Annotated in this window: 21 protein-coding genes; 2 read left to right on the top strand and 19 right to left on the bottom strand. The window is 43.3% G+C overall.

All coding sequences use genetic code 11. The features are described 5' to 3' along the window. Positions 1–87: 87 nt before the first annotated feature. The 4 genes from V9W66_RS12320 to V9W66_RS12305 form a co-directional block, all read right to left on the bottom strand. Positions 88–822: a FadR/GntR family transcriptional regulator gene (locus tag V9W66_RS12320; RefSeq protein WP_144093702.1), complete on the bottom strand. Its 735-nt coding sequence runs from the start codon at positions 820–822 to the stop codon at positions 88–90. Positions 823–1,074: 252 nt separating this feature from the next. Next, positions 1,075–2,649: an AAA family ATPase gene (locus V9W66_RS12315; protein ID WP_144093701.1), complete on the bottom strand. Its 1,575-nt coding sequence runs from the start codon at positions 2,647–2,649 to the stop codon at positions 1,075–1,077. After that, on the bottom strand, positions 2,646–3,974 hold the full coding sequence (locus V9W66_RS12310; protein ID WP_243121651.1) for a vWA domain-containing protein: 1,329 nt from the start codon (positions 3,972–3,974) through the stop codon (positions 2,646–2,648). The genes V9W66_RS12315 and V9W66_RS12310 overlap by 4 nt, the downstream gene beginning before the upstream one ends. 247 nt (positions 3,975–4,221) lie before the next feature. Further along, positions 4,222–5,232: a leucine-rich repeat protein gene (locus V9W66_RS12305; RefSeq protein WP_144093700.1), complete on the bottom strand. Its 1,011-nt coding sequence runs from the start codon at positions 5,230–5,232 to the stop codon at positions 4,222–4,224. A gap of 577 nt (positions 5,233–5,809) precedes the next feature. Here V9W66_RS12305 and V9W66_RS12300 point away from each other — a divergent pair. Further along, complete coding sequence (locus V9W66_RS12300; RefSeq protein ID WP_144093699.1) at positions 5,810–6,031, top strand: hypothetical protein; 222 nt, start codon at positions 5,810–5,812, stop codon at positions 6,029–6,031. A 111-nt stretch (positions 6,032–6,142) separates the two neighbouring features. Here the strand turns inward: V9W66_RS12300 and udk are convergent, their stop codons facing one another. The 8 genes from udk to V9W66_RS12260 all read right to left on the bottom strand — a co-directional run bounded on the left by udk (position 6,143) and on the right by V9W66_RS12260 (position 16,198). Continuing rightward, complete coding sequence (udk, locus tag V9W66_RS12295; RefSeq protein WP_021976352.1) at positions 6,143–6,763, bottom strand: uridine kinase; 621 nt, start codon at positions 6,761–6,763, stop codon at positions 6,143–6,145. Between the two features lie 175 nt (positions 6,764–6,938). Further along, positions 6,939–7,571: a methylenetetrahydrofolate reductase gene (locus tag V9W66_RS12290; RefSeq protein ID WP_256137233.1), complete on the bottom strand. Its 633-nt coding sequence runs from the start codon at positions 7,569–7,571 to the stop codon at positions 6,939–6,941. 10 nt (positions 7,572–7,581) lie between these two features. Further along, a complete protein-coding gene (locus tag V9W66_RS12285) occupies positions 7,582–8,133 on the bottom strand; it encodes an MATE family efflux transporter (protein ID WP_118071783.1) in 552 nt (183 codons plus the stop codon). 135 nt (positions 8,134–8,268) lie between these two features. After that, positions 8,269–10,587 carry a PfkB family carbohydrate kinase gene (locus V9W66_RS12280; protein WP_118071784.1) on the bottom strand — a complete coding sequence of 773 codons (2,319 nt, stop codon included), beginning with the start codon at positions 10,585–10,587 and terminating at the stop codon, positions 8,269–8,271. 4 nt (positions 10,588–10,591) lie between these two features. Then, a complete protein-coding gene (locus V9W66_RS12275; protein ID WP_118071785.1) occupies positions 10,592–11,434 on the bottom strand; it encodes a carbohydrate ABC transporter permease in 843 nt (280 codons plus the stop codon). Between the two features lie 2 nt (positions 11,435–11,436). Further along, on the bottom strand, positions 11,437–12,363 hold the full coding sequence (locus V9W66_RS12270; RefSeq protein WP_244094875.1) for a carbohydrate ABC transporter permease: 927 nt from the start codon (positions 12,361–12,363) through the stop codon (positions 11,437–11,439). 15 nt (positions 12,364–12,378) lie between these two features. After that, on the bottom strand, positions 12,379–13,719 hold the full coding sequence (locus tag V9W66_RS12265) for an ABC transporter substrate-binding protein (RefSeq protein WP_118071787.1): 1,341 nt from the start codon (positions 13,717–13,719) through the stop codon (positions 12,379–12,381). Between the two features lie 13 nt (positions 13,720–13,732). Further along, positions 13,733–16,198 carry a GH116 family glycosyl-hydrolase gene (locus tag V9W66_RS12260; RefSeq protein ID WP_118071788.1) on the bottom strand — a complete coding sequence of 822 codons (2,466 nt, stop codon included), beginning with the start codon at positions 16,196–16,198 and terminating at the stop codon, positions 13,733–13,735. Between the two features lie 63 nt (positions 16,199–16,261). On the opposite strand from V9W66_RS12260, the gene V9W66_RS12255 reads away from it, so the two are divergent. Next, positions 16,262–17,803 carry an extracellular solute-binding protein gene (locus V9W66_RS12255; RefSeq protein ID WP_144093697.1) on the top strand — a complete coding sequence of 514 codons (1,542 nt, stop codon included), beginning with the start codon at positions 16,262–16,264 and terminating at the stop codon, positions 17,801–17,803. Positions 17,804–18,079: 276 nt separating this feature from the next. Here V9W66_RS12255 and V9W66_RS12250 read toward each other — a convergent pair whose 3' ends face one another. The 7 genes from V9W66_RS12250 to V9W66_RS12220 form a co-directional block, all read right to left on the bottom strand. Beyond that, positions 18,080–18,958: a methylenetetrahydrofolate reductase gene (locus V9W66_RS12250; RefSeq protein ID WP_118071790.1), complete on the bottom strand. Its 879-nt coding sequence runs from the start codon at positions 18,956–18,958 to the stop codon at positions 18,080–18,082. A 41-nt stretch (positions 18,959–18,999) separates the two neighbouring features. Then, complete coding sequence (locus tag V9W66_RS12245) at positions 19,000–19,620, bottom strand: methylenetetrahydrofolate reductase C-terminal domain-containing protein (RefSeq protein WP_118061863.1); 621 nt, start codon at positions 19,618–19,620, stop codon at positions 19,000–19,002. Position 19,621: 1 nt separating this feature from the next. Further along, on the bottom strand, positions 19,622–21,586 hold the full coding sequence (rsxC, locus tag V9W66_RS12240) for an electron transport complex subunit RsxC (RefSeq protein ID WP_144093696.1): 1,965 nt from the start codon (positions 21,584–21,586) through the stop codon (positions 19,622–19,624). Between the two features lie 419 nt (positions 21,587–22,005). Then, entirely contained in the window at positions 22,006–22,218 is a 213-nt protein-coding gene (locus V9W66_RS12235; protein ID WP_243121645.1) for a hypothetical protein, read from the bottom strand. Beyond that, a complete protein-coding gene (locus V9W66_RS12230; protein ID WP_243121644.1) occupies positions 22,215–22,928 on the bottom strand; it encodes a hypothetical protein in 714 nt (237 codons plus the stop codon). Before V9W66_RS12230 ends, V9W66_RS12235 begins: the two co-directional genes overlap by 4 nt. Then, positions 22,925–24,271: a histidine kinase N-terminal 7TM domain-containing protein gene (locus V9W66_RS12225; protein WP_144093695.1), complete on the bottom strand. Its 1,347-nt coding sequence runs from the start codon at positions 24,269–24,271 to the stop codon at positions 22,925–22,927. The genes V9W66_RS12230 and V9W66_RS12225 overlap by 4 nt, the downstream gene beginning before the upstream one ends. Beyond that, positions 24,268–24,816 (bottom strand): DUF4428 domain-containing protein, encoded by a 549-nt coding sequence (locus tag V9W66_RS12220; protein ID WP_243121643.1) that lies wholly within the window; start codon positions 24,814–24,816, stop codon positions 24,268–24,270. The genes V9W66_RS12225 and V9W66_RS12220 overlap by 4 nt, the downstream gene beginning before the upstream one ends. Positions 24,817–24,919 lie beyond the last annotated feature (103 nt).

Below are 24,919 nucleotides of genomic sequence, written 5' to 3'. Positions count from 1 at the left end.
TAGCACTCGGTCTTACCAAAATCAATAGTGGTCTTACCAAATTAACGGGATTTTTACTGAAATTTTATTTAATTTTTGTCAGGTGGATCAGCGATGAAATACAAGGCTGTTCTCACCCTGCTGCTGTGCGATCTCCATTATATATTTCTCAATGGTTTCCATATGTTCGCGCATCAGCTTCTCCGCCTGGTTCCGGTCTCCGGAAATAATGGCTCCCACCAGTCTTCTGTGCTGGTCATCCACCTCAAGAGCGGAATTATGTTTCTGCATAATATAAGCTCGGGTACCGGAAATGATCTCCTCTGTCAGCTGCGCTGCCGCATCCAGAACATTATAGATCATAGGATTCCCTGCGATCCTGCCAATCTTCGTATGAAGCTTCTTATCAAGACCTGCACGGGCTTTCTCGTCCTCTGAGCTCTCCAGCTGTGCCAGGATGGAACGCAGATCTAATGCATCCTTCTCCGTACAATTCCCGGCTGCAAGAAGCGCAGCCTCCTGCTCCAGCGCAGAACGAAGTTCCTGTACCTGCTGTACATGGCTGTTATTCAGCTGAAAAAGAAGGGCCAGTGGTGCAGAAAGCCACTGATCCATATTCTCGGTAATATAGTTGGCTCCGCCGCGGACCGTTGTGACAATTCCCATCAGCTCCAGTGCCCGCAGGACTTCACGGACAGCAGGTCTGGAAACTCCCAGTGATTCTGCCATAACACGTTCCGCAGGTAAAGTGTCCCCCGGCTTCAGCTCTCCCAACCGGATATTTTCTATGATCTGCGCTAATATTCCGTCAAATGCTCGTTCTTCTGTAATCTTTGTAAACATGTCGTCCGTTTCGGCCGCCTTCCTTTATTATTGTGTTGCCTTCCTTTACATAAAAATCCCGGAATATAGACAAGTGGATATTTACCATTCTCAGTCATCATACAGTTCTGCACCAGATGATCGCTCTGCAGCCCTTCAGCCAGTCTGTGCATTTTGACTATTTGCCCTCTCTATTTTCTGGACTTTTATAGTAAATATTATACGATAATTCCCCAATTTAATCAATAGTAAATAATAAATTGGTAAGACATATTATTTTATTCCATTATTGAGAATGTTTTCTACTTCCTCCATCTGGCCCAGAAGCATTTTCTGGCGGTCGTCAAAAAGAAGACCTTTATTATGCCTGTAATACTGGTCAGAACCGTTCTCCCGAATGAACCAGAGACTATAATAGTTGGCATTCAGTTCTGTGATAAATGCCACCATTTCCTGACTGTCCCCAAAGGCAGCTTCCATAAAGTCGAAGACGTTCTGAAGAGTAAAGGATATTTCGTTGGTTCGGTTTTCGTAGGCTTCGGTTTCGGATTCAAAAAGGACTTTCACAAACTCATAGTTCCGGTTTGACGATGGAACTTCCGATTCTGCTGCAGCACTTCTGCCTCCTGCCGGGCCTGAGTCGGATCCGGTTTTATCTGATCCGGTTGCTTCCAATCCGGACGCATTTTCAAAAAATGACACAACACGTTTCTGTATACGCTCCTGCTGTTTTGTAAGAAGCTCACTCTTTTTATCCTTTTCAAGATCCGCCTCTGCTTTTTCCAGGAGATTTTTTGCTGTAAGGCTGTCCTGATCTTCTCTGAAGTACACCATATAATCATACAGTTTCGTGAGATAGGCATCGGTAAGACAGCATTCTGTAAAAAGCTCGCTGAGCTTTCCGTTGAGAAGGCTTACAACGCTCAGATGCTCATCCAGGGAGGCCGCGCGGATCTTGCCCAGAGTAATGGAATCCCACTTTCCTTTCAGGATGTCCTCCACTTTATAGTCCGTTCTGTACTTATAACAAAGAGCCAGATAGCCTGCAAAATCCTTCGCGATCATCCTGTGCTGAATGTACTGACTGACCACCTCACGGTCTACGGTTTTTCCAAGGATCTCATAAACCTGGATCAGACGGGAAAGATCCTCCCAGCCTCTGGCTGTGGCAAAGATCTTTCCGTCTACGGTATTCTCCACCCTGTAGAAATTTTTTCTGCGAAGCTCCAGATAGGAGATCACCGCCGGATGAATTCCCTGCTGATAGGCGTATTCCTTCCATACATCAAAGTCTGCCTCCACATCGATCTTCTTGATACGGTCCAGAGTGACCACATCGAATTCCCGGACGGATTTGTTATATTCTGGCGGGTTGCCTGCTGTGACGATCACCCAGCCTTCCGGCACCTTCTGGTTTCCGAAGGTTTTTCCCTGAAGGAACTGCAGCATCATCGGCGCCAGTGTTTCAGATACGCAGTTGATCTCATCAATGAACAGGATGCCTTCTTTCAGACCTGTTTTTTCCATTTTGTCGTAAACGGACGAAATGATCTCACTCATGGTATATTCCGTGACAGAAAATTCTTCCTCACCATAATTCTTTTTTACAATAAAAGGAAGTCCCACAGCACTCTGCCTGGTGTGGTGGGTAATGGTATAGGAAACAAGAGCAATCCCGCATTCCCCTGCTATCTGTTCCATAATCTGTGTCTTTCCGATTCCCGGAGGGCCCATAAGAAGGATCGGTCTCTGTCGGATCGCCGGGATCCGGTACTCACCGAATTCGTCCTTTGAAAGATATGCTTCTATGGAATCTCTGATCTCCTGCTTTGCTCGTTTTATGTTCATGGTATTTCTTCTCCTTGTAATTCTTCCTCCGTGATCACCAGCTTCATGGCCCAGGCCGGGATATCCACATCCTCAGGCTCCTGCTCCATAAATACAAATGCTGTCCGGTATGGCGGCATCTTTGCCGGAAAAATCCCGTATCCGTCTGTAAAATACACCAGACCTTTCAGATTTTCGAATTCCCTCTTTTCCATCAGTTCTTCCACATAGGCAAATGCCGGACGGAAATCTGTACCTCCATCACCGTAAAGTTCCAGGCTGTTCATATACTCCTGCAATTCCTCTGCACCGGTGATCTTTACATCCGAATGCACCTTCTCATCACACTGGATAATGTGTATATTTACCTTCTGGAAAAAATTCCCGCTGTCGCTTAAGATCCCATAGGTTTCCTCCAGAAATCTCTGTACCAGTTCTCCTGAACAGGACATGGAGGTATCGATCACAATGACAAATTCCGAAACTTTTTTCACTTCTCTGGTTTCCAGTGGTTCGATCAGCGGCATATTCCCGTAAAGGGAAAGCCCGTAGGTATAAAAATTATAATCAAAGCTGTCCGGATCTACAGTCAGTTCTTCCCGAAATACTGCAAACTTCCGCAGAAATTCCCGATAATCATATCGTTCCCGGTTCTCTATTTTCAGCTGGTCCAGAAAATCTCCGTCCTGCGCTCCTGCCTCCCTGGAAAAGGTCTCCAGATCTGTCTCGGTTCCTTCGCTGATATCTCCCCATTTTTTACTCATCAGGGGATTGGGTTTCCGGTCAGGCTGCTGGTTTGCCCAGTATTTATGGTCGTCCACGTAGAACTCTTTTTCAAGCTGTGCCAGTTCTTTTTCCTTCAGAAATTCTTCTTTCAGAATCTTGTAGATTCTCTCTGCATTCAGCGTCTTCTTTTCCTTTTCCAGAAGACGGTAGGTTTCCCTCCGGAGAAGACTTCTGGAATATCGGACTGAGCGGTGATAAATCCCGTCGATCATATGCTCCACCGCAATATCGCAGCTTAAATTCCACAGACGCTTCTCTGTTCCCGGCTTCCCAAAGTGCCGGAAAATGCAGTGAAATACCATATGGAGATATCCTCGATTCACAAGAATTCTGTTTTCTTTATAAAGCCCGCCAAGCTGTGCCGGATGGAAGTACATTACAGCCCCGTCTGTTCCAAACGGACTGACCGAACCATCCATCTGATAAATAAAGCTGCTCAGCGCCACATCCAGAAAACGCATGCCAAGATACAGCTCGTCTCTTGCCGCCCGGAGGATGCTGCTGCCGATATCCTGGAGACGCTGGGCTGCCTCCTGGGGATTGGATCCCTGACCGGGCAGGAAGTTATTTTTATTGTTTTCAGTTGTTTCTATGCCATTCAGGATTTCCACCTCCTCTGATCTGCTGTTGCAGTTCTTTTTTCATTAATTTACCATTATTGTTTACACATAATCTCATAATTCACTTGTAGCTTATTTTTCTCATATTCTCTCAGACACTTTATAAACTTAATTTTTCTGTATAAAGCAAATGTTCGTATACCATTCTACGCAAGATCTCCTCAATTTGTCATCCGGCTCTTCCAACTTACAGCTGAAATTTCTTCCTCCGTCTCGCTGGCCGCCCATCATTTTCTGTTTCCCCGGCAGCCTTCTGCTCTTCCTTCAGCATCCGGCTGCGTTCATTCATCAGAAATGCGGAAATCTCCATATCCTTCTTCCCGGACGCCACATCAATACTGTGTTCCAGGCCCTCTCTGTTCCAGAGTTTTTCCCGGGAAAGCAGCTCCAGACCATTTAAGCTTCCGCTTTCCACCAGAAATTCCCCGATATCCTTAAGATTTCCCCGGATATAATCCTCATACTGCTTCTTCGCCTTTTCGCTCAGCTGCCACGGATAACAAAGTCGTCCGAAGCTCATATCCACCAGAACCTCCAGCTTATCCATTACCACTGCCATATCAAACAGGCTGTCATACTCTGCGAAATCCAGTTCTTTATTATAGAAGCATTGCCGGTAATTGGTTCCTGAGCCATGATACTCCGTAAACAAAATTCTCGCAGGCGTGTTCTCCACCGCCTCATCGTAATGCTCCGGAAAAACCATATGCGCACGTTTTCCACCTGCCTCGCCGTTTTCATACAGAAAATCCACATCGATCTTCTGCCACAGTTCCCCAAGGATTTCCTTTGCACAGGATTTGATTCCCTTTTTCTGATGGATCACAAGCTCCTTCAGCCCGCTGCAGCCTGTAAACGCCCCGGTTCCCACCTGCATCAGCGTATCCGAAAATTCCAGCCGTTCCAGTTTTTTGCACCCATAAAAAATATATCTTCCGATTTCCTTCAGTGTATCCGGGAAAACGATCTCCTGCACTTCCTCTCCGGCAAGAAGCCTCTCTTCTCCGAATGAAAATGCATCTTCATTCTCCCAGACTTCCACTTCTTCCTCACCATCCTTATGTGCGGAAAATGCATACGGCGCCGCACTGACTACCGGAAACCCCTGAATTTCTGCCGGGATCACGATCCGGTTATCGGTACCGTAACAGCGGATGATTTCTATTGTATTCTTTTTGACTCTGTAATGTATTTTCATAATTCTCCATCATACCAAGAAACAGATATCCGAAATCCATTTCCCGTTTTTATTCTTCAGGAATCACCTCATCTACTGCTGATCCCGATCTTCTATAGCACATCTGCATCTCATTGTAGTCTCATTATCCATTTCATGCAAGAAATTTTCCCTCAACTCCAAATTCTGTCTAATACATAAAACAGCCCGCCGGATACACGATGATCTTTGATCATCTTATATCTGACAGACTGTATGCAACACAAAACGAATATCTGTATTGTACTCTGTTTCACACTCATGAACACAATCACTTCGCAATTTAAATTCAACTCTGCTACAGTTTTATGAATACGATCACTCTGCAATTCTGCGTTCCACCTGCGCAAGCTCCGGCATTGCCGGGATCGCACCTTTCTTCTCCACGCAGAGACTGGCCACTGCATTACCGAAACGGGCAAATTCCTTCAGATCCTCCTGGGTCAGCTCGTCCAGCTACTTTTCGGATGTGCTGACTTTATACAGGAAACCGCCCCAGAAAAAATCTCCCCGGCTTACTGAGCACTGGGAAGATTACCTGAACCATCTGGCCTTTGCCATGAAAAACCTGAACCTGATCATCGATGCACCGATCATCATCAGCGGATATCTGGCACCTTATTTTACAGAAGAAGATATTAATTATCTGTTAGAACACATCAACACAGGCGCACCATTCACCCTGGACAAAAGCCAGATTCTGGTCGGTACCCACGGGCAGTATACACCTGCCATTGGTGCAGCTTTATATTATGTGGAAAAATTTATACAGAGCGTGTGAATACAGGCAACTTCACCTGAACCGCTCAAAAAAGCATGTCATACACAGCCAGACGGATATAACTTGATCCGCTCTGTCCTAAGGTATGACATGCTTTTTTTATTTTACTTATTATTTTTTCAGTTCTTTCAGCAGCTGCCCGATCTTTGACACAAACAGATCAAAGGCCACATTATTCTTACCGCTGTTGATCACAATATCCGCTTTCGCCCGTGTAGGCTCCACATACAGATAATGCATCGGTTTTACTGTGGTAAGATACTGATCGATGATTCCGTTTAAATCCCGTCCACGTTCCTCCACATCTCTGGAGATCCGTCTTAAGATCCTCTCATCTGCATCTGCTTCCACATAAACCTTGATATCCAGAAGATCTCGGATACGGGGATCTGCAAGAAGCAGGATTCCCTCTACCAGAATGACCGGTCTTGGTTCGATCTTCAGCACTTTATCGGAGCGGTTGTGCTGACTGTAATCGTATACCGGACATTGGATGGTTTTGCCCTCCTTGAGTTCTTTGAGATGCTCGACCAGAAGATCGGTTTCCAGTGAATCCGGGTGATCGTAATTCACCTTCACACGTTCTTCAAAAGGAATTCCGTCCTGTCTGCGGTAGTAATTATCATGATAGATCACCACCACATCGTCTCCGAAATGCTTCTTCAGTCTGTTTGTAAATGTAGATTTGCCGGAGCCTGACCCTCCGGCGATCCCGATAATAATACTTTCCATCGTCTCTTTACCTCTTAAGCTAGAATTCTTCCGCTGTGGATCACGCAGGCTTCCCGAAGAGTTTTTCCGTATAAAGAAGCTTTTTCCCACACAAAAGCTGCCCGGTCGGTGTGCATCTCCTGCATCCGGTTCCGGACAGCTTTTCTGGTTATTTTTTATAAATCAATCATTCTGATCAGATCTCAGCCTGCTCCAGAAGTGCCGGGATCTTGGACTCCCATCCAAGTGCCATGATATGTACACCCTGACAGTATGGCTTGCACTCTTTGATGATACGTGCAGCGATCTCAACACCTGTGATACCGGCTTTTGTTTTCTCTTTGTCTGCTTTCAGCTCCTCGATCATCTCATCCGGAACATGGATGCCGGCTACGTTGTTGTTCATGAACTTAGCCATTCCGGCAGATTTCGGAATGATGATACCAACCTGTACAGGTTTTCCGAACTGTTTTGCTTTTTCCATAAATTTGATGAATTTCTCCGGCTCAAATACAGCCTGTGTCTGGAAGTAGTCTGCACCTGCGGCAACCTTTCTTTCCATCTTTGCAAGCTGAGCGTCAACGGAATCGCTGCATGGAGATACAACGGCACCCTTGGAGAATTTCGGTGGCTCACCAACCAGCTGGTTTCCTCCAAGATCTACACCGGACTCGAGAAGCTGTACTGTATGAAGAAGAGATACGGAATCAAGATCGAATACCGGTTTTGCCTGCGGATGATCGCCCATCTTCGTATGGTCACCTGTCAGACAGAGGATGTTCTCAATACCAAGCATCGCAGCACTTAAAAGATCAGACTCCAGTGCGATACGGTTTCTGTCACGTCAGCACTTTCATAAACAGCAGATCCAGGCTTAAATTTGTGACAATAACCCCAGCTGAAGAAATGGCAGCCAGCTTTGGCGCGCCGTCTGTCCGCACTGCAATAGAGAGAATATTATATAACACATAGATCGGGGCAAAGGCAAACACCACGTTCAGATACTGCAGTGCCTGTGGCAAAAGCTCCGGTGTGGCACCAAGCAGACTGCATAATGCGCTGCGAAATACGAGAGATACAGCTGCGAAAAGCACACCTGTTATCAGTCCTACACTTAATACGGAGCCGAAAACCCGATTTACACCTTTCAGATCTGCTTCGCCGAGTTTTTTCCCAATTAAGACGCCTGCACCGCCGCCTAAGGTGATTCCCATAAGTAAATAAAGCAGAAATACCGGTGTTGCAATGTTCGCCACAGCCAGGCCGGTACTGCCTATAAAATTTCCTACCAGAGTAGCATCCACAAGGGTGGATATGGTAACCCCAAGAGAAGAACATACTCCCCAGAATAAAAAGGTTCTGTATGCACTTTTTGCATAGTTTGTTTCCATATGATTTTCCTCCTGCCTTCAGCTGACTTTTTCATCAAAGCCAGGGGCTTTTGACCCCGACATCATTATATCAAAAAGGAGCAACTCCCGGTACTGCAGAGTTGCTCCTTCTTGCTGTCAATCGATCGGATTATGTTAGCTATTGATCCTCTTAATCACTTCTTCCATTACAGGCATCGCAGGTATTGCTCCTTCTCTCTCAACACATAGGGAAGCCATCGCATTTCCAAAGCGGACACATTCTATCATTTCCTGTAAAGAATATTCTTCTATACGCTTACCGGATTCACAAATCTTATATAAAAAGCCTCCCATAAAAGAATCTCCGGCACCGGTGGTATCCACAACTTTGCTGGAATAACCTGAAACATATGCTTCCTGCTGATCCTGCAGATATACAAACGATCCTTTTTCGCCTAAAGTAATGAGTACTATTTTTGCACCATACTCTGTTATGCTCTCTGCTGCTTTCCGAACATCCGTATAACCTGTTAAGAGCTCAATCTCTTCTTCTGATACTTTAACGATATCTGCATATTCTAAAATACTTCTCATCCATTTACAGGCTTCTTCCTGTGAATCCCACAAACTGGCTCTGTAATTCGGATCATAAGAAATAATTATTCCATTATTTTTCGCAGCTTTTAATGCAATAAACTCTGCATTTCTGGATAGTTCATCTGTTAACGACAAAGATCCTACATGAAAAATACGGCTTTGGCAGATTATATCTTTCCGTACTTCCTCAGCCTTCAGTCTGATATCTGCTCCGGGTTTTCTGGCAAACGCAAAATTTCGTTCTCCGTTATCTGCCAGTTTAACAAAAGCAAGTGTTGTAAAATAGTCAGCATCACTTATTAATCCTTCGGTTGATACACCGCATTTATCCAGTGTTTCCTTTAAGAAATCACCCAGGAAATCTTCTCCTACTTTTCCGATAAATGCTGTTTGGGCACCCAGCCGTTGTGCCGCGACCACAACATTAGCAGGTGCACCTCCCGGATTTTGTGTATAAGACAATGTTTGTCTTTCACTCTCTTTTTTCCCGGTAAAATCAATCAATATCTCTCCCAGAGAGGTAATATCATAATGCCGTTTTGCCCTATATTTTATATCTACGCCTATATTTCCTTGTGGGTATAATTTTCCTGTATAACGATACAGACCATGCTCCCACAATAATGTAAATGTATTTCCGTCTATGAGGATATCAATATCTGTTTCTTTTTCCATCATTTCACAGGAAACAGTTCGTATACCATATCTGGAAGCTGTGTCTGCCCGGTTATAATTCACGGTCATTTCTTTCTTTGAATAATCAAAGCATATTGTCACGGTATGTCTATCTGTATCATATAGATCAATGCACAATAACTCTCCATCTCCCGGCAGCTTTCCCTTCAATTCCACCATTACTGGCTGACTTTGCGGTGGTATGTTTTCACCGGTCCAATGTTTTTCCAATGTTCTGCGGAAGAGCTTCATCTCATCTTTCACTTTATCAGCCACTTTTGCACACAAACGCCTGTTATCATCTAAATACCATACTCGTGATACATCCAGTATTCCACGATACCCTTCCTTGGGACCGAAATCCCGGATCCAGGGCATCCACAACCAGCCTCCCAGCCAGGCAACAGACCGAATTTCCCCATTCAATACCGGATATGTCTGTGCTGCATAATAATGAGTTCCAAGATCCAAGGTTCCGCTTATCTTTTTATGGAATTCACATTTGTCAAAATCCACCTGTCCGGACAGATATAGCGTCGTTGCACTGTCTTTTTCATACATCGGCGAAGCTGTCAAAAACCAGACATCGTCAAGGCAGAAGGCATCCGGACATTCAAACATTCTGCCCTCACCAGGCTCTGCTTCGTACAAAATTCCGCTATACGTCCAATGATACAGATCGGTAGAAGAGAAAAGATAAATTCTTCCGCGGCTCTCTGGATGTTCAATTCTTCCGGTGGATCCTCCGCAGATCATTCTCCATTTTCCTTGCGCGAAAAACACCTTGGGATCTCGAAAATCTCTTCCTCCCTTTTCCGGGACTTCATTTATCAACGGGTTTTCTTCTATCTTTACGAAATGTCTCCCATCCTTTGACACCGCAAGATTTTGCGTCTCAAAAATACCGGTTTCATCTTCCGTTCTTCCTGTATAGAATAAAAATAGCTGATTATCCTGTACAACAACCGATCCGGAAAAGCATCCACCGTTTTTATCGTTATCATAGGGCATATCGGGGACCAGTGCCGGTTCCAATTCGTCCCAGTGTATCAGGTCCCGGCTTACCGCATGCCCCCAGTGCATACTGTCCCAGCTATCATGGTACGGATTATACTGATAAAATATATGATATTGTCCTTTAAAAAACACTAATCCATTAGGGTCATTGATCCAGCCTTTCTGTGGTGTAAAATGTAGGGATGGTCTTACGATTTCTCTCATTTTCTTATCCTTTCACTGCTCCTGCAGTCATACCACTTATAATATACTTCTGCAAAATGACATAAAATACTAATTCAGGAAGTATGATCATCAGACTCGCTGCAATGATCCCACTGTAATCCATGGAATATTGTCCTTTAAACATAGATGTCATTAACGACACGGTGTTTAAGACATTATTCTGAATAAAGGTTGATGCAAACGGGAACTCATTGTAAATATAAACTGCATTAAAAATAATGATCGTCACGAACGTGGGTTTCATAACCGGAATCACCACTTTGGTACATAGGTTAAATAGATTGCAGCCGTCGATAATTGCTGCTTCTTCCAATTCTCCGGGGATATCTCTCAAAAACCCGGTAAACAGTAAGGTATTGAACGAGATATTCACTGCAACATACGGTAAGATCAGTCCCAACCGTGTTCCAAGGATTCCCATCAGTGAATCAATCCGATATACCGGAAACAGCAGTACATAAATAGGGATGCCAATCCCGATCAGCAGGAAAAGATACAATGTTTCTGATGTCTTGTGGTTTCGAAAAACCATTCTGGAAATTGCGAACGAACTCATAAAAGTAAATAAAATACTGAAAAAAGTAGATACTACTACCAGTAAAATCGTGTTAAAATACATTCTGGAAAAATCAATAGTATCAATCGCACGCTGATAATTCTCAAATCTTATTGTCTGCGGCAAAGAAAGTGGGCTGTTGACAATCTCATTATTTGTCTTTAATGAAAGCAACATAGCCCACAGTATGGGCATGACCAAAAGAATAATCAATCCCAGCAGACATATGTAAAAAATGACTTTTTTTATCGATATTCTCTTGTTTCTCATATTTAACTCCTTTGCTTCCTCGTTGTGATCTTAATATAGGAAAACGAGCCCAGAATTGAAAGCAACAGAATTGCAACCGCAATTGCCATTCCATATCCATACCTTCTGGATGTAAATACTGTAAAATACATATATGAGGTAAGCAGCTCCGACTCATGAGCAGGTCCTCCGCCTGTCATCTGATATACCAGTTCATATATTTTAAATACGCCTGTTACCGCCAGAACAATATTAATAATAAAAGTCTCTTTCAGCATAGGAATTGTCACATAAAACAAGCGTTGTAACAAATTGGCTCCATCCATATCACAAGCTTCGTAAATATCTCCCGGTATTGCTTTGATTCCGGATAAAAAAATAGTTCCATGGAAACCCAGTACCTGCCATGTGAATACCATTGCCAACGACAATGGAGACCATTTAGTTCCACCGATCCATTCAATCGCAAGCATATCCAGTCCTATTTTACGCAATACACTATTTACCAGCCCATAATTAGGATTCAGGATATATCCCCAGATAATTCCTATGATAATAGGTGCTATGACGTAGGGAGCAAAAATCACCATTTTAAAAAATGCGTTTCCATGAAAATTCTTGTTCATCAATAATGCTGCCATAAAAGATCCAATGATCAGGAATATCACACTGAACAACAATACCAAAAATGTATTTTTCAATGCGATCAGAAATAGCTTATCATGGAACATAGCAATATAGTTTTTTATTCCCACAAAGGATGCTTTTCCAAGACCACTGTAGTCCGTAAAGCTATAATAAATTGCGATAAACACAGGAATAATAATAAATACTGCATAAATCATAAGAGTCGGAAGCAGCATAATGATTTTTGCTTTCTTTGTACTCAACCAATACATAGCTTTCTCCCTTTCCATTTTATAGAGAAGAACGGTATTACTTAATTTCATACCGTTCCTTTGATTTTATCTTTCAGCACTTTGTAAATTTTCTACATAATCAGCTGCTTCTTCCGGTGTGTAAACGCCGGTCATAACACCGAAGGTAGCATCAAAATATCCATATGCCACATTGGATGAAAGTGAATTAAACGGCTCCGTTACTGCTTTCCAATCATCATTTAATGCCGTGATCATCGTGGAAAGTACAGGATGCTGGCTCTCATCAATCTGTCCATTATATGTAGAGCACGGTAATGTCGCAGTATCCTCAGCAATGATCCTGGTTCCCTCTTCGCCGTAATAGAACTGCCAGAACTGCATAATTGCATCTAACAACGCAGGATCTTCTGCTGCCTTTGAAGATACTACATAAACACCGCCGGATGCCTTGATTCCGATCTGCTGCTCATACTGGCTGTCGGAAAAGGTAGGTCCCCAGAAGAATCCGATTTTAGAAGCCATATCACTTTTCTCAAATTCACCGATATCCCATGCTCCGGAATTGAACATTGCTGCATTTCCACCCAGGAACTGCTCTTTTGCTTCAAAATATCCCATATTGGAAATGTCCTTTGTGAAAGTTCCCTTTTCACGCATTTCTTCTACTTTTTCAAAATAGTGAATAAAATCTTCGTTATTCCAGGAAATGCTTCCGTCCCTCAGGCCGTCAAGCTTTTCAAAGAATCCATATCTTGCCAGCATTGTCTCAAATGCCCAGATACTGTAATTATCCTGCGCCCCCACGGTCAGCGGTGTGATTCCGGCTGCATTGAGCTTATCTACCACATCCAGGAACTCTTCATAGGTAACAGGCGCTTTTTCGATTCCTGCCTGCTGGAAGAGATCTTTGTTATAATAAAATCCTACCATCATAACTTCACTGGGCATTCCCATATCTTTGCCATCAACGGTACATGCATGCACCAGTCCGGGAAGAAGGCTGTCATTGATACCATACTGATCCAATGCATCCGTCAGATCATATAAATACCCATTCTGTGCAAACTCCTTTGCGGTTGCCTGCTCCAGCCAAAATACATCCGGAAGCTTATTTTCTCCTGCCAGTAAAGTCATCTGTGTCTTATGCTCGGACACTTCTTTGCCCGTAATATCAATTTTAATCCCCGGATGGCTTTCTTCAAAGGCGGTGATAATCTTCTGCAGATGCGGCTCCTGTGCCTGAATATCAGCAACATGCTCTGCAAACTCGATCGTAATCTGTCCGGACTCATCTGCGGTCGTAGAGCTTTCCATCGTCTCTGCACCGCCTTCAGTCCCTTCTGCATTTCCGCATCCTGCCATTGTAAACAGCGTAGCGGCCGCACAAGTCAGTGCCATCATTTTCCTCCAAATACTTTTCATCATAATTGTACCCCCCTTATTCTTGTAGATGAATATCATCTAACGTCCCATATAGGATGTCAATATGTTTGCACATTTTCCCATTCTCTTCCTTCTGACTGTAGATACCCCATGCTTTTCCACAAATGAAGAAGCTGGACATTTCACCTTCTATTGCAGGATGGAATGACAAGGTTCCGCGATACATATCACTTTGCAGTCCCAATAATGCATTCAGCACTCCCCAGCTTGCCATTGCCCTGCAATAATGATGACCGGACTCGATCTCGCTGAACGGATTCCTCTTGTATCCGTCATAACGATCCCGAATTGACTTTACCACCGTCAGACCCTCTTCTACACAACCTGAATAAATCAGATTAACGGCTACTTCATACTCTACTCCTGTCCACACCTCTCCGGCATAGGATAACGGGAATTTAGGCCTGCCGCCTTTCGGCCAGGTAGCTACTACCATTCCATGCTCTTCATTGATTGCATATGCTCTGTGCACACTGTCCGTATGATAAAAATCCGTTTTGTAATTATACTTGAATACGGATTCCATCGCAGATTTTACATGCTCTTTCGGTAAAATTTCCCCGATTCCGGCCATATATGCCAGAAACTGTCCGAGAAGCTGATCTGACAGGCAGCCTTTTCCGAATTGATATTTATATTTATCAATCTCCTTCTGTACCTGAATATAATATTCCCCGTCAAACATCAGTTCATCGGCTCTTGCAGCTCCTTTTGCGTAAGCATCTGCGTATAACTGATGATGTTCTTCATCCCCTACGATCTCAGCCATTTCTTCACAGCATTTCAGTGCTGCCAGGAAGATACTGTCCGTCATAGGATTCGGCCCGTAGAATTCAATATCATAGGTTGTATTCTGCTGACCATCCAGTACATCGTCTCCATCCAGATCCCATTGTTTCAGGGCATATTCCATTGCCAACACTACTTTGGGCCAAATGGTCTTTAAAAATTCCACATCCCCGAGATTCTTGAAATCCCGGTAGACACGAACAACACTTCCAAGTTCTCCATCACAGGCCGGAACCATTGCATACCGTTCCTGATCAAATACGGAAAACATTCGTGTAGACATACATCCTGTCTCATCTGTTTCTCTCAAAAATTCTACATTACGCATTGTTTTTTCAAGATCCGGGAACAGAAATGCAACCGTCTGTGCATAATTCCATACATGAGGCACACTACCGTAACCGCAGCCTATATAGTCTCGTATCCCTTCAAATCCGGCAAAGGTTCCATCTTCCAGCCGGAAACATAAATTACTTCGAAGATTCGTAATGTTTGCAGTCAGAGCATCCACCACATAATAAGGTAATGTAGTCTTATGGAACATAGCATCGGCAAATTTTCTGCTGTCGGATTCCAGTCGTTCCTTATTATGGTATACATATTTTGCTACATCCCATGCATCTGTAAATTTTGTTGCATAGTAATTTCTCACTGTTCCGTATTCACCGCGCTGGAATTTCTCGTAGTCCTCATCAAATTCAATCCATGCCTTTACTCTGTTAGGAAAATACCATGTAATGACAAATTCAAAAGTTCTTTCTTCTCCTGGCTGAAGTTCTTCCCAGGCTCCGATGGATCCGATCTTTTCTCTTCTTTTCAGGAAACTGAAATTATGAAATTGTGCAAATTCACACCCCACACTGTCAGATACGGTCTCTTTTTCCAATCGTCCATCACTGGTAAAGTCATCCCAGAAATCCTGTATTCCATCCACCCATTCGCCGTCAAACCATTGTGTTTTATAGGTTACTTTGGATCCACTGGTCAGAATCGCCATGTTTCCATACCGTAGATGATCCTCTTTCAAATGTTCGGGTGAATAATACAATCCCTTCACATCATCAAATTCCCGATATTCATTTTTTACGCTGTCGGCCAGCTTCAGGTTCTCAATAACATCATATCCTTCAAAACCAGATGCATTGGGAAGTGTGCCTACCAGGCTTACTTTGGTCGGACAGTCTGCAATATTTTTCACCGTGTATCGGATAATTGCACAGGGAATACTGGAATCATCTGTATTTAAAGGAATAAACGGTGTATATGCTTCCATTGACACTTTTACGGGCAATTCGGAATCTTTGAAATTCACTCTTGCAAAAGGATATTCACAAATCAGTTCCGAATCTTCCATTCTTGGCAGATTTACTAATTCAGCCTGAAGGTATCCGTGCGAGCTGGTATATGGCGGAACCATTCTCGATTCCAGAATTTTCGATATAGGTCTTTCCAGTTCTTTGTTTTCCGTACGGATTGCAAAAAAGGAAAGGGGAAATTTCGTATTTTTCGAAGGCCAGTTAAAGATTTCCCAGTCAAGGAACTTTCCTCTTGAATTTACAGAGAAATTACCTGTTCCGATTCCGCCCAGCAAAAAACGGACTTCCGTTGCATCCCGCTTAAAGACCCGCGGTGTTCTGTCAAACAATATCTCTTTTGAAAATGTTTTTTTCATCTTCTCCTCCTTTTGGTTGTTCGGTTGTTCGACTAACCAGTTTTATTTTTTAACTCTCCGCTTTTGCAGAGAGTTTTTTTATTTGTTCTTGTTTGTTCGAATAACTTATGCTATGATATTAGCATAGCAAAAATATATTGTCAATCACTTTTTCAAAATGCGAGGGATTTTATGAACACCAGAACACCAAAATACATGCTTATAAAAAATGAATTTGTCCAGAAAATCGAAAGCGGATATTATCGTCCCGGCGATCTCATCCCTTCCGACAATGAATTAATGCGTACTTTAAATGTAAGTAAAAGCACTGTTACACAAGCCCTGAAATGTCTGGAATCTGAAGGATATATTATACGTCAGCAAGGAAAAGGCACTTTTGTAACAGACCGCTCCAAAGATAAAATAAACCTATCAATTTATTTATGTCCTATGGAAGATAATGAGAAACATTTTTGGGTCTCTCTGATCGAACAATTTAATCTGACCTCTTCCGAATTTTCCGTAACACCGACTTTTCTCACCAACGATAAGGTTCCTCTGCGTGACTCGCTATTGCAGAGCTTTACTAGTGGAAATGCCCCGGATATTCTGTCTCTGGACGGTCCTGATGTCCCCTATTGGGCATATATGAATTCTCTGCTGCCGTTTGATGGATATATGGATTCGTCTTTCCTATCCTCTTTTCTGTCTCCCATTGTGACACAGGGAACCTATCAGGGAAAGCTATATCATCTGGGTTATACGGAATCCACTTTATGTATTCTGTATAACAAGGAGTTGTTCCATTCCCTTGGTATCCGCATTCCGACTTCTGCGGAAGATGCCTGGAGCTGGGATGAGTTTCTGAATGTCTGCCATACAATACAGGCCAAAACCTCTTTTCCCTATCCTTTGCTTATGGACTCCGGACGTGGTCTTTCTCCAAAATCCGGAGAATGGAACAGCTATGCAGGATTGCCATTTATCGTGCAAAACAATGGCAGTTTTTTTAACGATACGCTGACGGCAACCTCTGGATATATTAACTCTCCAGCCTCCGTCGCTGCCATGAATTGGCTGGGCGAATTATTTCATAAATATCATTATACCCATGTGGAAAATCTCAGTGCTCATTTCCCTGAACACTTTGCCATGAGCCTTTCCCTGCCCAGTGCTTATTTTCAATCGCGGAAAAGAAATAGCAATATCGGCATAATTCCTCTTCCCCATGGTATAAAAGCAGCTTCGCCCCATGGAAGCTGGGGATTATGCATGTCCAGACAGACACAATATCCCAAAGAATGTTGTGAATTTATCCGTTATGTTTTCAGTCTGCAGAACCAGTTGAAGATCAGTCAGTTAACGGGTATTCCCGTTTTAAAAGAGATTTATGACGTAATGGACAGCTTTCAGGCCGGTTCCGGCAACAGCAATATTTTATTTTCCCAATTACGGAATACCTCTTTTACCAGACCGCAGACCCCCGCATATCCTTTCTTCAGTAAGCAGTTTTCCTATGCGTTTTATAATGTTGCCATGGGTGCTGATGCACAAAAGGAAATGGACCACCTGGCGCAGCAGGTAGACGATCATCTTTACCGGCATAATTATTATCAACAAAGCTAATAATTTAGGCTAAGGATAAATAAATTCATTTACCCTTAGCCTATTTCTCATCATATTTTACTTTTTTCTTATAATCATAGATCTTAATATCCGCACAGATTTCCAAAGGGATAATCTTTTCCATCCCGGTACCTCCCGTTCACTTCCCAATAATAAAATTATATCGTTTATTTCTGTTTAAAACAATACTATTTTCATAGTAAGCAAAAAACGAGCCATCCTCCACAAACGCAGATTCCTGCATTCATGGTTCAGACGGCCCGTGTAATTTTAATTTTAGATTTCAGCTAATTTCAGCAGATCCGGAATCTTGGACTCCCAGCCAAGTGCCATGATATGAACACCCTGGCAGTATGGCTTGCACTCTTTGATAATACGTGCAGCGATCTCAACACCGGTAATTCCAGCTTTTGTCTTTTCTTTGTCTGCCTTCAGCTCCTCGATCATCTCATCCGGAACATGAATGCCGGCAACATTGTTATTCATGAATTTCGCCATTCCAGCGGACTTCGGAATAATAATTCCAACCTGTACAGGTTTTCCGAACTGTTTTGCTTTTTCCATAAATTTGATAAATTTCTCCGGCTCGAATACAGCCTGTGTCTGGAAATAGTCAGCGCCTGCTGCAACCTTTCTCTCCATCTTCGCAAGCTGTGCATCAACAGAATCACTGCATGGAGAAACAACAGCACCCTTGGAGAATTTCGGAGGCTCTCCAACAAGCTGGTTTCCACCAAGATCTACGCCAGACTCCAGAAGCTTCACTGTGTGAAGAAGAGATACGGAATCAAGGTCGAATACCGGTTTTGCCTGAGGATGATCGCCCATTTTAGTATGATCACCGGTAAGACAGAGAATATTGTCAATACCAAACATAGCTGCGCTGAGAAGATCAGACTCCAGAGCGATACGGTTTCTGTCACGGCATGCAAGCTGGAAAATGGGATTCATGCCTGCATCTTTAAGAACCTTACACATTGCAAGAGATCCAAGACGCATAACAGAAGACTGGTTATCTGTTACGTTAACTGCATGAACACCTGTAAGGTATGTTTTGGCTTCTTCTACCAGCTCATCTACATGGATTCCTTTCGGCGGTCCTACTTCTGCTGAAACTGCAAATTCACCACGATCGAATAATTCTTTCATTTTCATATTATATTTGCTCCAATCATTAAAAATTTAGGATTAACCTGTTATTTCACTTCATCATCTGTAGCAAAATTGTGGATCTGTGTCGGGCATTTCAGTACGTCAAGGCGTCCGATCTCTTTCAGACGTCTGTAGATGCGCTCCCATCCACACTCCATATCACTGTCCACTTCGCATTTACCATTCTTGGAACCGCCGCACTGGCCGTTGACAAGACTCTTGGAGCATGCTGTGATCGGGCAGATCCCGCCGGTAAGGTTCAGATAACACTCACCACACTGGTCACATTTATATTCTAACGGTGTTACACCCTGGAAACCAGGTACCGGGTATGTATCGCAGGCTGCGCATACCATTTTGTCTTCCAGATATTCTGCGATGGTCTGTACACCAACGCCACAGGAGAATACCAGGACCAGATCCGCTTCCCTGATCTTATCCATATGTTTCTGAAGACGTAACTGCATATTTTCCGGATTACAGATATAATCCGTTGTCATGATCCCTGTCACATTTCCTTCAGCGGAAAGCTCCTTCTGAAGTTCAACAGCTTCTTTTTCCGGAAAACGAACTTCCTTGCATCCATGGCAGTTGATGATAAAAACTTTCTTTCCGGCTGCCAGTGATACGATAGTTTCTTTTGCTTTTAACTGGGTAATCAACATATCACTTCATCCCCCTTACTGCATTTTTTCCGGCTTTGATACTGTTAATGATCGGAATCTTGGAAGAACAGATATACTGACAGCATCTGCACTCAACACAGTCCATGACATTCATGTCCTTCATGCCCTGCCAGTTCTCTTCTTTCGCATATTTTACGAAATACAGAGGAGAAAGTTCCATCGGACATACATCCACGCAGCGTCCGCACTTGATACATGGCTGCTCTTTGGTCTCGTCTGTATCAATGGCGATGATACCGTTGGAGCCCTTCATCATAGGTACATCCAGAGTGTTCAGAGGGAATCCCATCATAGGTCCGCCCATCTTGACCAGAACATCGTCATCTGTAAATCCGCCGCAGTAATCGATCAGCTCTTTTACGCTGGTACCGATCTTGATGATAAAGTTGCCAGGATTCTTGATCTTCTCGCCTGTTATTGTTGTAACACGCTCGATCAGAGGCATACCCTTCTGGATTGCATCGGAGATTGCTTTTACGGTACTGATATTATCTACGATAACGCCAACATCTGCCGGGAGACCGCCGCTCGGAACCTTTCTTCCCATAACGCGCTTGATGAGAGTTTTCTCAGCACCCTGCGGGTATTTGGTTCTTGCAACAAAAACTTCCATATTTCCGATATCGGCAACTTTTTCCTGCATTAATTCGATGGCATCCTGCTTGTTATCCTCAATGACAATGATACCTTTCTCGGCACCTGTTGTCTTCAGGATCGCTTTCAGGCCAAAAATAATGTCATCTGCAAACTCAAGGAGAACCTTGTGGTCTGCTGTTAAATATGGCTCGCATTCGCATCCATTGAGGAGAATAGTATCAACTGGTTTGGCTGGTTTCAGTTTAACACAGGTCGGGAAGCCTGCACCACCCATACCAACGATTCCGGCATCTTTTACGATCTCAATGATCTCATCCGGTGTAAGTTCGTCCAGGGCTTTATGTGGCTGTACGGATTCGTGCAGAGTATTTTTTCCGTCGGATTCGATGACAACTGCCATCACCTCACTGCCTCTTGTACCATGCATACGTGGCTCAACAGCAACTACGGTTCCGCTTACACTGGAATGTACCGGTGCGCTGATAAATCCGGCAGCTTCTCCGATCTTCTGTCCAACCTTTACTGTGTCGCCTACTTCCACGATCGGATTGGCAGGTGCACCAAGATGCTGGGACATGGAGATCACAACCGTCTTCGGATCCGGGAATTTCTTCAGATCGATATGCTCGCTGAATTCCTTATGCTCTGACGGATGAACGCCACCATAGTATCCGTTCAGTCTGTCCTCTCTGATAGACTTCACGTAATCATTGATCACCTTAAAGTTAACCTTGGAGTAATCACGTACCTGTACCGGCTGGTTCAGGAACTCTTCCAGACGACCCTGTTTTGCCAGTTTCTGGTAGATCTTCTCCCATGCGCAGTCCTTGTTAGGATCCACTTCACATTTCCCGTTCTTTGCTCCGCCGCACTGTCCGTTCACAAGACTCTTGGAACAGTCGACGATAGGACAGACGCCTCCGGTAATGTTCAGATAGCACTGTGCACATGCATCACAGCTCTTTTTGGTAAGTGCCATGCCGTGATGGCCTCTGTAGTTAAGGGTATTACTTGCTGCGATCACCGGCTTACCGGTCAGATCTGCAACAGTCTGGATACCAAGACCACAGGAGATCACAACTACATTCTCTGTACCTTCCGGCAGCAGATCCTGTAATTTTCTTTCTGTGTGCATCTTGTTGCACAGAAAATCGAATTTCGCACTGCCTGTGACGGTTTTTCCCTGCTCCGCAGCAAATTTCAGGAATTCCTCGCAATCCGGTTCGTCAACGGTCTCAAATTCCTTGAAACACTTGTTACAGGCGATTACAAACAGATTGTCCCTGCCGTTCAGCACTGATGCAAGCTCATCACTGCTTTTCAGCTTGTACTTAGTATAGTTTTCCAATTGCTCACCTTCCTTATAAAGATTATATCCTTATGATTATCTGCTCTTATCCGTTCCCTCCTTCTCTGCACTCCCAGGAAAGAAACAATAAAACCAAATAAATAAGTTCTTTGTTATTTGTTCAGCCCTTCGAAAAACCCGGTCCAAAAAAAGGCCGCAGTATTTCCTCTGACTGCTACAATAAATGTACCATAATTTGAACATATTATCCAGTTTTATTAGCTATTTTTATAAATTTATTCTATGATTTCATCCCAATCATCTATGGGTGTACGGATATTTGTACAACTTCTGTTATGCTGCATGCGTTAGTTATATGCAACTTATATAATTTTGTTTATAAAATATCCTTTTTATGCATTGAGCATATTGCACAAGGATTTTATCTTTAACAGGGCAGATCCGAAAAGTGTCTTTTGTCATGGGGTAAGACGCTGTCCGCAATATTCACAGGTGCTCAGACGACCTTTTATTACCTGATTCTTTGCACCGCAGCTGGGGCAGGTAACTGTAATATAGATCTTCTCATTTACGCGTCTGTTCGGTGCAGTGATCATAATATAATTTCCTTCTCTGTCTATCTGGATATTCCGGATATATCCCCCCGCAATAATTTTCTCCAGCTTTTTCACTGCACCTTTCCCAAGTTCCTGCCATTATTTGCTCTGATCTTTTCACCATTGTAATAAATTTCTGATACATTAACTGCCACTGTCTGCAGATATCCTGCACAATCCGGCTCTTGCAGACGATATTCCTGAAACATCCAGACGGAATCATCCGGAAAATAAAATACATTACTGTCACTGTTTAATCTGCGAAGTCCCTCTGCTTCGGATCCTCCATTTATTACTTTCCGCAATGCCTCATAATCCTGCAGATAGGAGCCTGTCATTATCCTGCTCCGTTCATGCATCTTGGTGTTGCATAAAACGATCCTTCCAAGAGGATCCGAAAAACACACCCCACAGGGAACATCATCAACAGCTTCATTCACAGACCAGTAAGACAGAGAATGATGATATCTGCGTCTCTCTCTCCAGATTGCCCAGCAAAGATAAAGCAACAATACCACCATCGCTGCCATCAAAACACTGACCGGACACATCCGGAGTATTAGCTGATATGCGCTTTCCCCCTGGCAATATCTGTGATCATTCATCAGGAACCCCATAAGCATAAAAGAAACTGCAAAAACAGTCACTGCTGTTATAATTTTCTTTTTCCCGTAAAAACAGGTTATCCTGACCAACAGAAGGATCAATTCCAGAATCAGGCAGATTTCAAGAAGGATCATCAGAAAATCCTGCATTGCCATACTGCATTCCGCAAAATCAGTCATCTTCCGCCTCTCTTTCTGAATACGATACATCCGATAAACCATTCGTTTTCATCTTCCTGCTGCACATTTAATTCCGGTCTTTCTGACATTAATCCCCGAAGATCTGCTTCTGCTACAATATGAACCGAGATCCGCAAAGCATCATCGATCTGCGACACACGGTAAAAAACAGACTGCATTGTATCAAACAATCGTTCCACAAGCCATTCAAAGGTATCATAGCATTTTAGTATATCATCTGCATTCAGCTGCACTTCACCATTTTCGACATAATAAGCTGCCCGGATCTTACATAATTTTAAGCTGTCACAGGATTCCGCAAGACTCTGTCTGAGATCCTCCATTGTAAGCAGATTTCCGTCTGATGCATATTGTGTCAATACCAGATTTTTTCTTCTTTTTAAATATGTACCAACAACCACGATTTTTCCCAGGATCCGGTCATAGTGTTCCCTTGACTCCGTTCTTTCCAGCTCATCCATCAGCTGTGACAGCAATTCCAGCTGCCCGGCTGTCTGATTCTGTATTATGTTCAGCAGTCGGTTCTGTTCTTCTGTTTTTCTCCGCTCAGCTTCTTTCTGATAGGTTTTCTGCAGCAGACGATTTCTGGCAGTCAGCTCCTCCTGCTGTTCCCGGATATCCTGATACTGATCCAGAAGCAACGAAATATCTTCTGACCAGAACAAATGTCCTCCTCTTATAGGAATATGGTTGATCCGGATTCCCTGTTCCTGTACAGCTGATCTGTTTATTACAATTTTACGCAGTTCCGGTGACAGCTCAGGAAAATCACCGGAATGATAATAACGCTGAAAGGAATCATCCGTAATCTCTGCATCCAGTCCTCCGGAGGTCTGGAATAATTCAAAATATCGATTGTTCGTCTGTATCAGGCCACATAATATACATCCCTGGTAAATTGCCGCCATCAAAAGGCAGCATACCGCTGTCGTATCTCCAGCAATTGTTTTGATCAGAGACAGACGGAGTAAATTCCCGATATTCCATCCCAGAAGCAATATTCCCGGAATAACCGGCAGCCAAAATTGCTTTCTTCCCGGAATCCTGCTTTTTCTGATCAGCATGATTTCCATCCATATCAGGCAAAATATGATCCATCCCTGGATCACTATAAAAAGAATACCATAGCTGTAATCTCTATCTGAAAGCGGCGGCCGCCCGGAAAACCGAAACACCAGCTGATGCAGATCATTTGTAAAAACACTGATGATCAAAACCACCGCAAAAGCAAGCAAGGCAATAATTTTTCTGACTGTTTTCTCTCCATCCTTTGCCCCTAGAAACATCGCTGCTGCCAGTCCAAGGACCGGGATCAGGATCATCGGGATATAATACAGATACCAGCAGATATGTTCTCCAAGCGGATCATGAAAAGAAAATCCATATCATCAAACCATGGATTTTTTACCTTAATACGCATAGTATAATCAAATTCATATTTATATACCGGTGGCTGATAGCTTACGGTTTCTCCATCCTTTGTTGTATATGTTTCCTCGTTCTGCTGTCGCTCTACATCAACTCTGCACTGCGCAACAGTGGATAAAGGAACTATATCCGGATTTTCATTGACATCCAGCTTTCGTGCAACAGTAAAATTCCCCTTATTGTCATCAATAAAAACATTGTAATTTCTGGTATTGATCTGACGTGTTATACAAAAATCCATTACGGCCTTTTTGTTTTTTTCACGATATTCCAGTTGACGTTTTATATCCTCTACCGTACTGTGCCGCCGGTCTTCAAACCATGGTGACAATTTTTTTGCACAATCCTTACACAGATTTCCGTCATCCAGTTTTCTGTTGCCTAATAAACCTATTTTCTCTCCGCAGATATCACAGATCTTCTTATCAAATAATCCCATACCCAATCCTCCTTCTTTTTATATTTGTGTTTTTGTTTATCTACATTATGCGTGAATGCTTCGCCATTTGCACTAGCATCTCTGACAGTAACTGAATGCATCT

Origin of the sequence: Blautia massiliensis (ex Durand et al. 2017) (assembly GCF_051861785.1) — a bacterium.
Classification (GTDB): Bacteria; Bacillota; Clostridia; order Lachnospirales; family Lachnospiraceae; genus Blautia_A; species Blautia_A luti_A.
Note: the sequence above shows the minus strand (reverse complement) of the source record. Positions and strands in the feature narration are given on the sequence as shown.

Bases quoted from the DNA above. Each gene is read 5' to 3' on its own strand.
- V9W66_RS12285 (WP_118071783.1), bottom strand. From the start codon at position 8,133: ATGGAAACAAACTATGCAAAAAGTGCATACAGAACCTTTTTATTCTGG.
- V9W66_RS12220 (WP_243121643.1), bottom strand. From the start codon at position 24,816: ATGGGATTATTTGATAAGAAGATCTGTGATATCTGCGGAGAGAAAATA.
- V9W66_RS12315 (WP_144093701.1), bottom strand. From the start codon at position 2,649: ATGAACATAAAACGAGCAAAGCAGGAGATCAGAGATTCCATAGAAGCA.
- V9W66_RS12305 (WP_144093700.1), bottom strand. From the start codon at position 5,232: ATGAAAATACATTACAGAGTCAAAAAGAATACAATAGAAATCATCCGC.
- V9W66_RS12280 (WP_118071784.1), bottom strand. From the start codon at position 10,587: ATGAGAGAAATCGTAAGACCATCCCTACATTTTACACCACAGAAAGGC.
- V9W66_RS12320 (WP_144093702.1), bottom strand. From the start codon at position 822: ATGTTTACAAAGATTACAGAAGAACGAGCATTTGACGGAATATTAGCG.
- V9W66_RS12275 (WP_118071785.1), bottom strand. From the start codon at position 11,434: ATGAGAAACAAGAGAATATCGATAAAAAAAGTCATTTTTTACATATGT.
- V9W66_RS12225 (WP_144093695.1), bottom strand. From the start codon at position 24,271: ATGATCCTGATCCCGGTCCTTGGACTGGCAGCAGCGATGTTTCTAGGG.
- V9W66_RS12265 (WP_118071787.1), bottom strand. From the start codon at position 13,719: ATGATGAAAAGTATTTGGAGGAAAATGATGGCACTGACTTGTGCGGCC.
- V9W66_RS12230 (WP_243121644.1), bottom strand. From the start codon at position 22,928: ATGACTGATTTTGCGGAATGCAGTATGGCAATGCAGGATTTTCTGATG.
- V9W66_RS12250 (WP_118071790.1), bottom strand. From the start codon at position 18,958: ATGAAAATGAAAGAATTATTCGATCGTGGTGAATTTGCAGTTTCAGCA.
- V9W66_RS12260 (WP_118071788.1), bottom strand. From the start codon at position 16,198: ATGAAAAAAACATTTTCAAAAGAGATATTGTTTGACAGAACACCGCGG.
- V9W66_RS12270 (WP_244094875.1), bottom strand. From the start codon at position 12,363: ATGAAATTAAGTAATACCGTTCTTCTCTATAAAATGGAAAGGGAGAAA.
- V9W66_RS12245 (WP_118061863.1), bottom strand. From the start codon at position 19,620: ATGTTGATTACCCAGTTAAAAGCAAAAGAAACTATCGTATCACTGGCA.
- udk (WP_021976352.1), bottom strand. From the start codon at position 6,763: ATGGAAAGTATTATTATCGGGATCGCCGGAGGGTCAGGCTCCGGCAAA.
- V9W66_RS12300 (WP_144093699.1), top strand. From the start codon at position 5,810: ATGAAAAACCTGAACCTGATCATCGATGCACCGATCATCATCAGCGGA.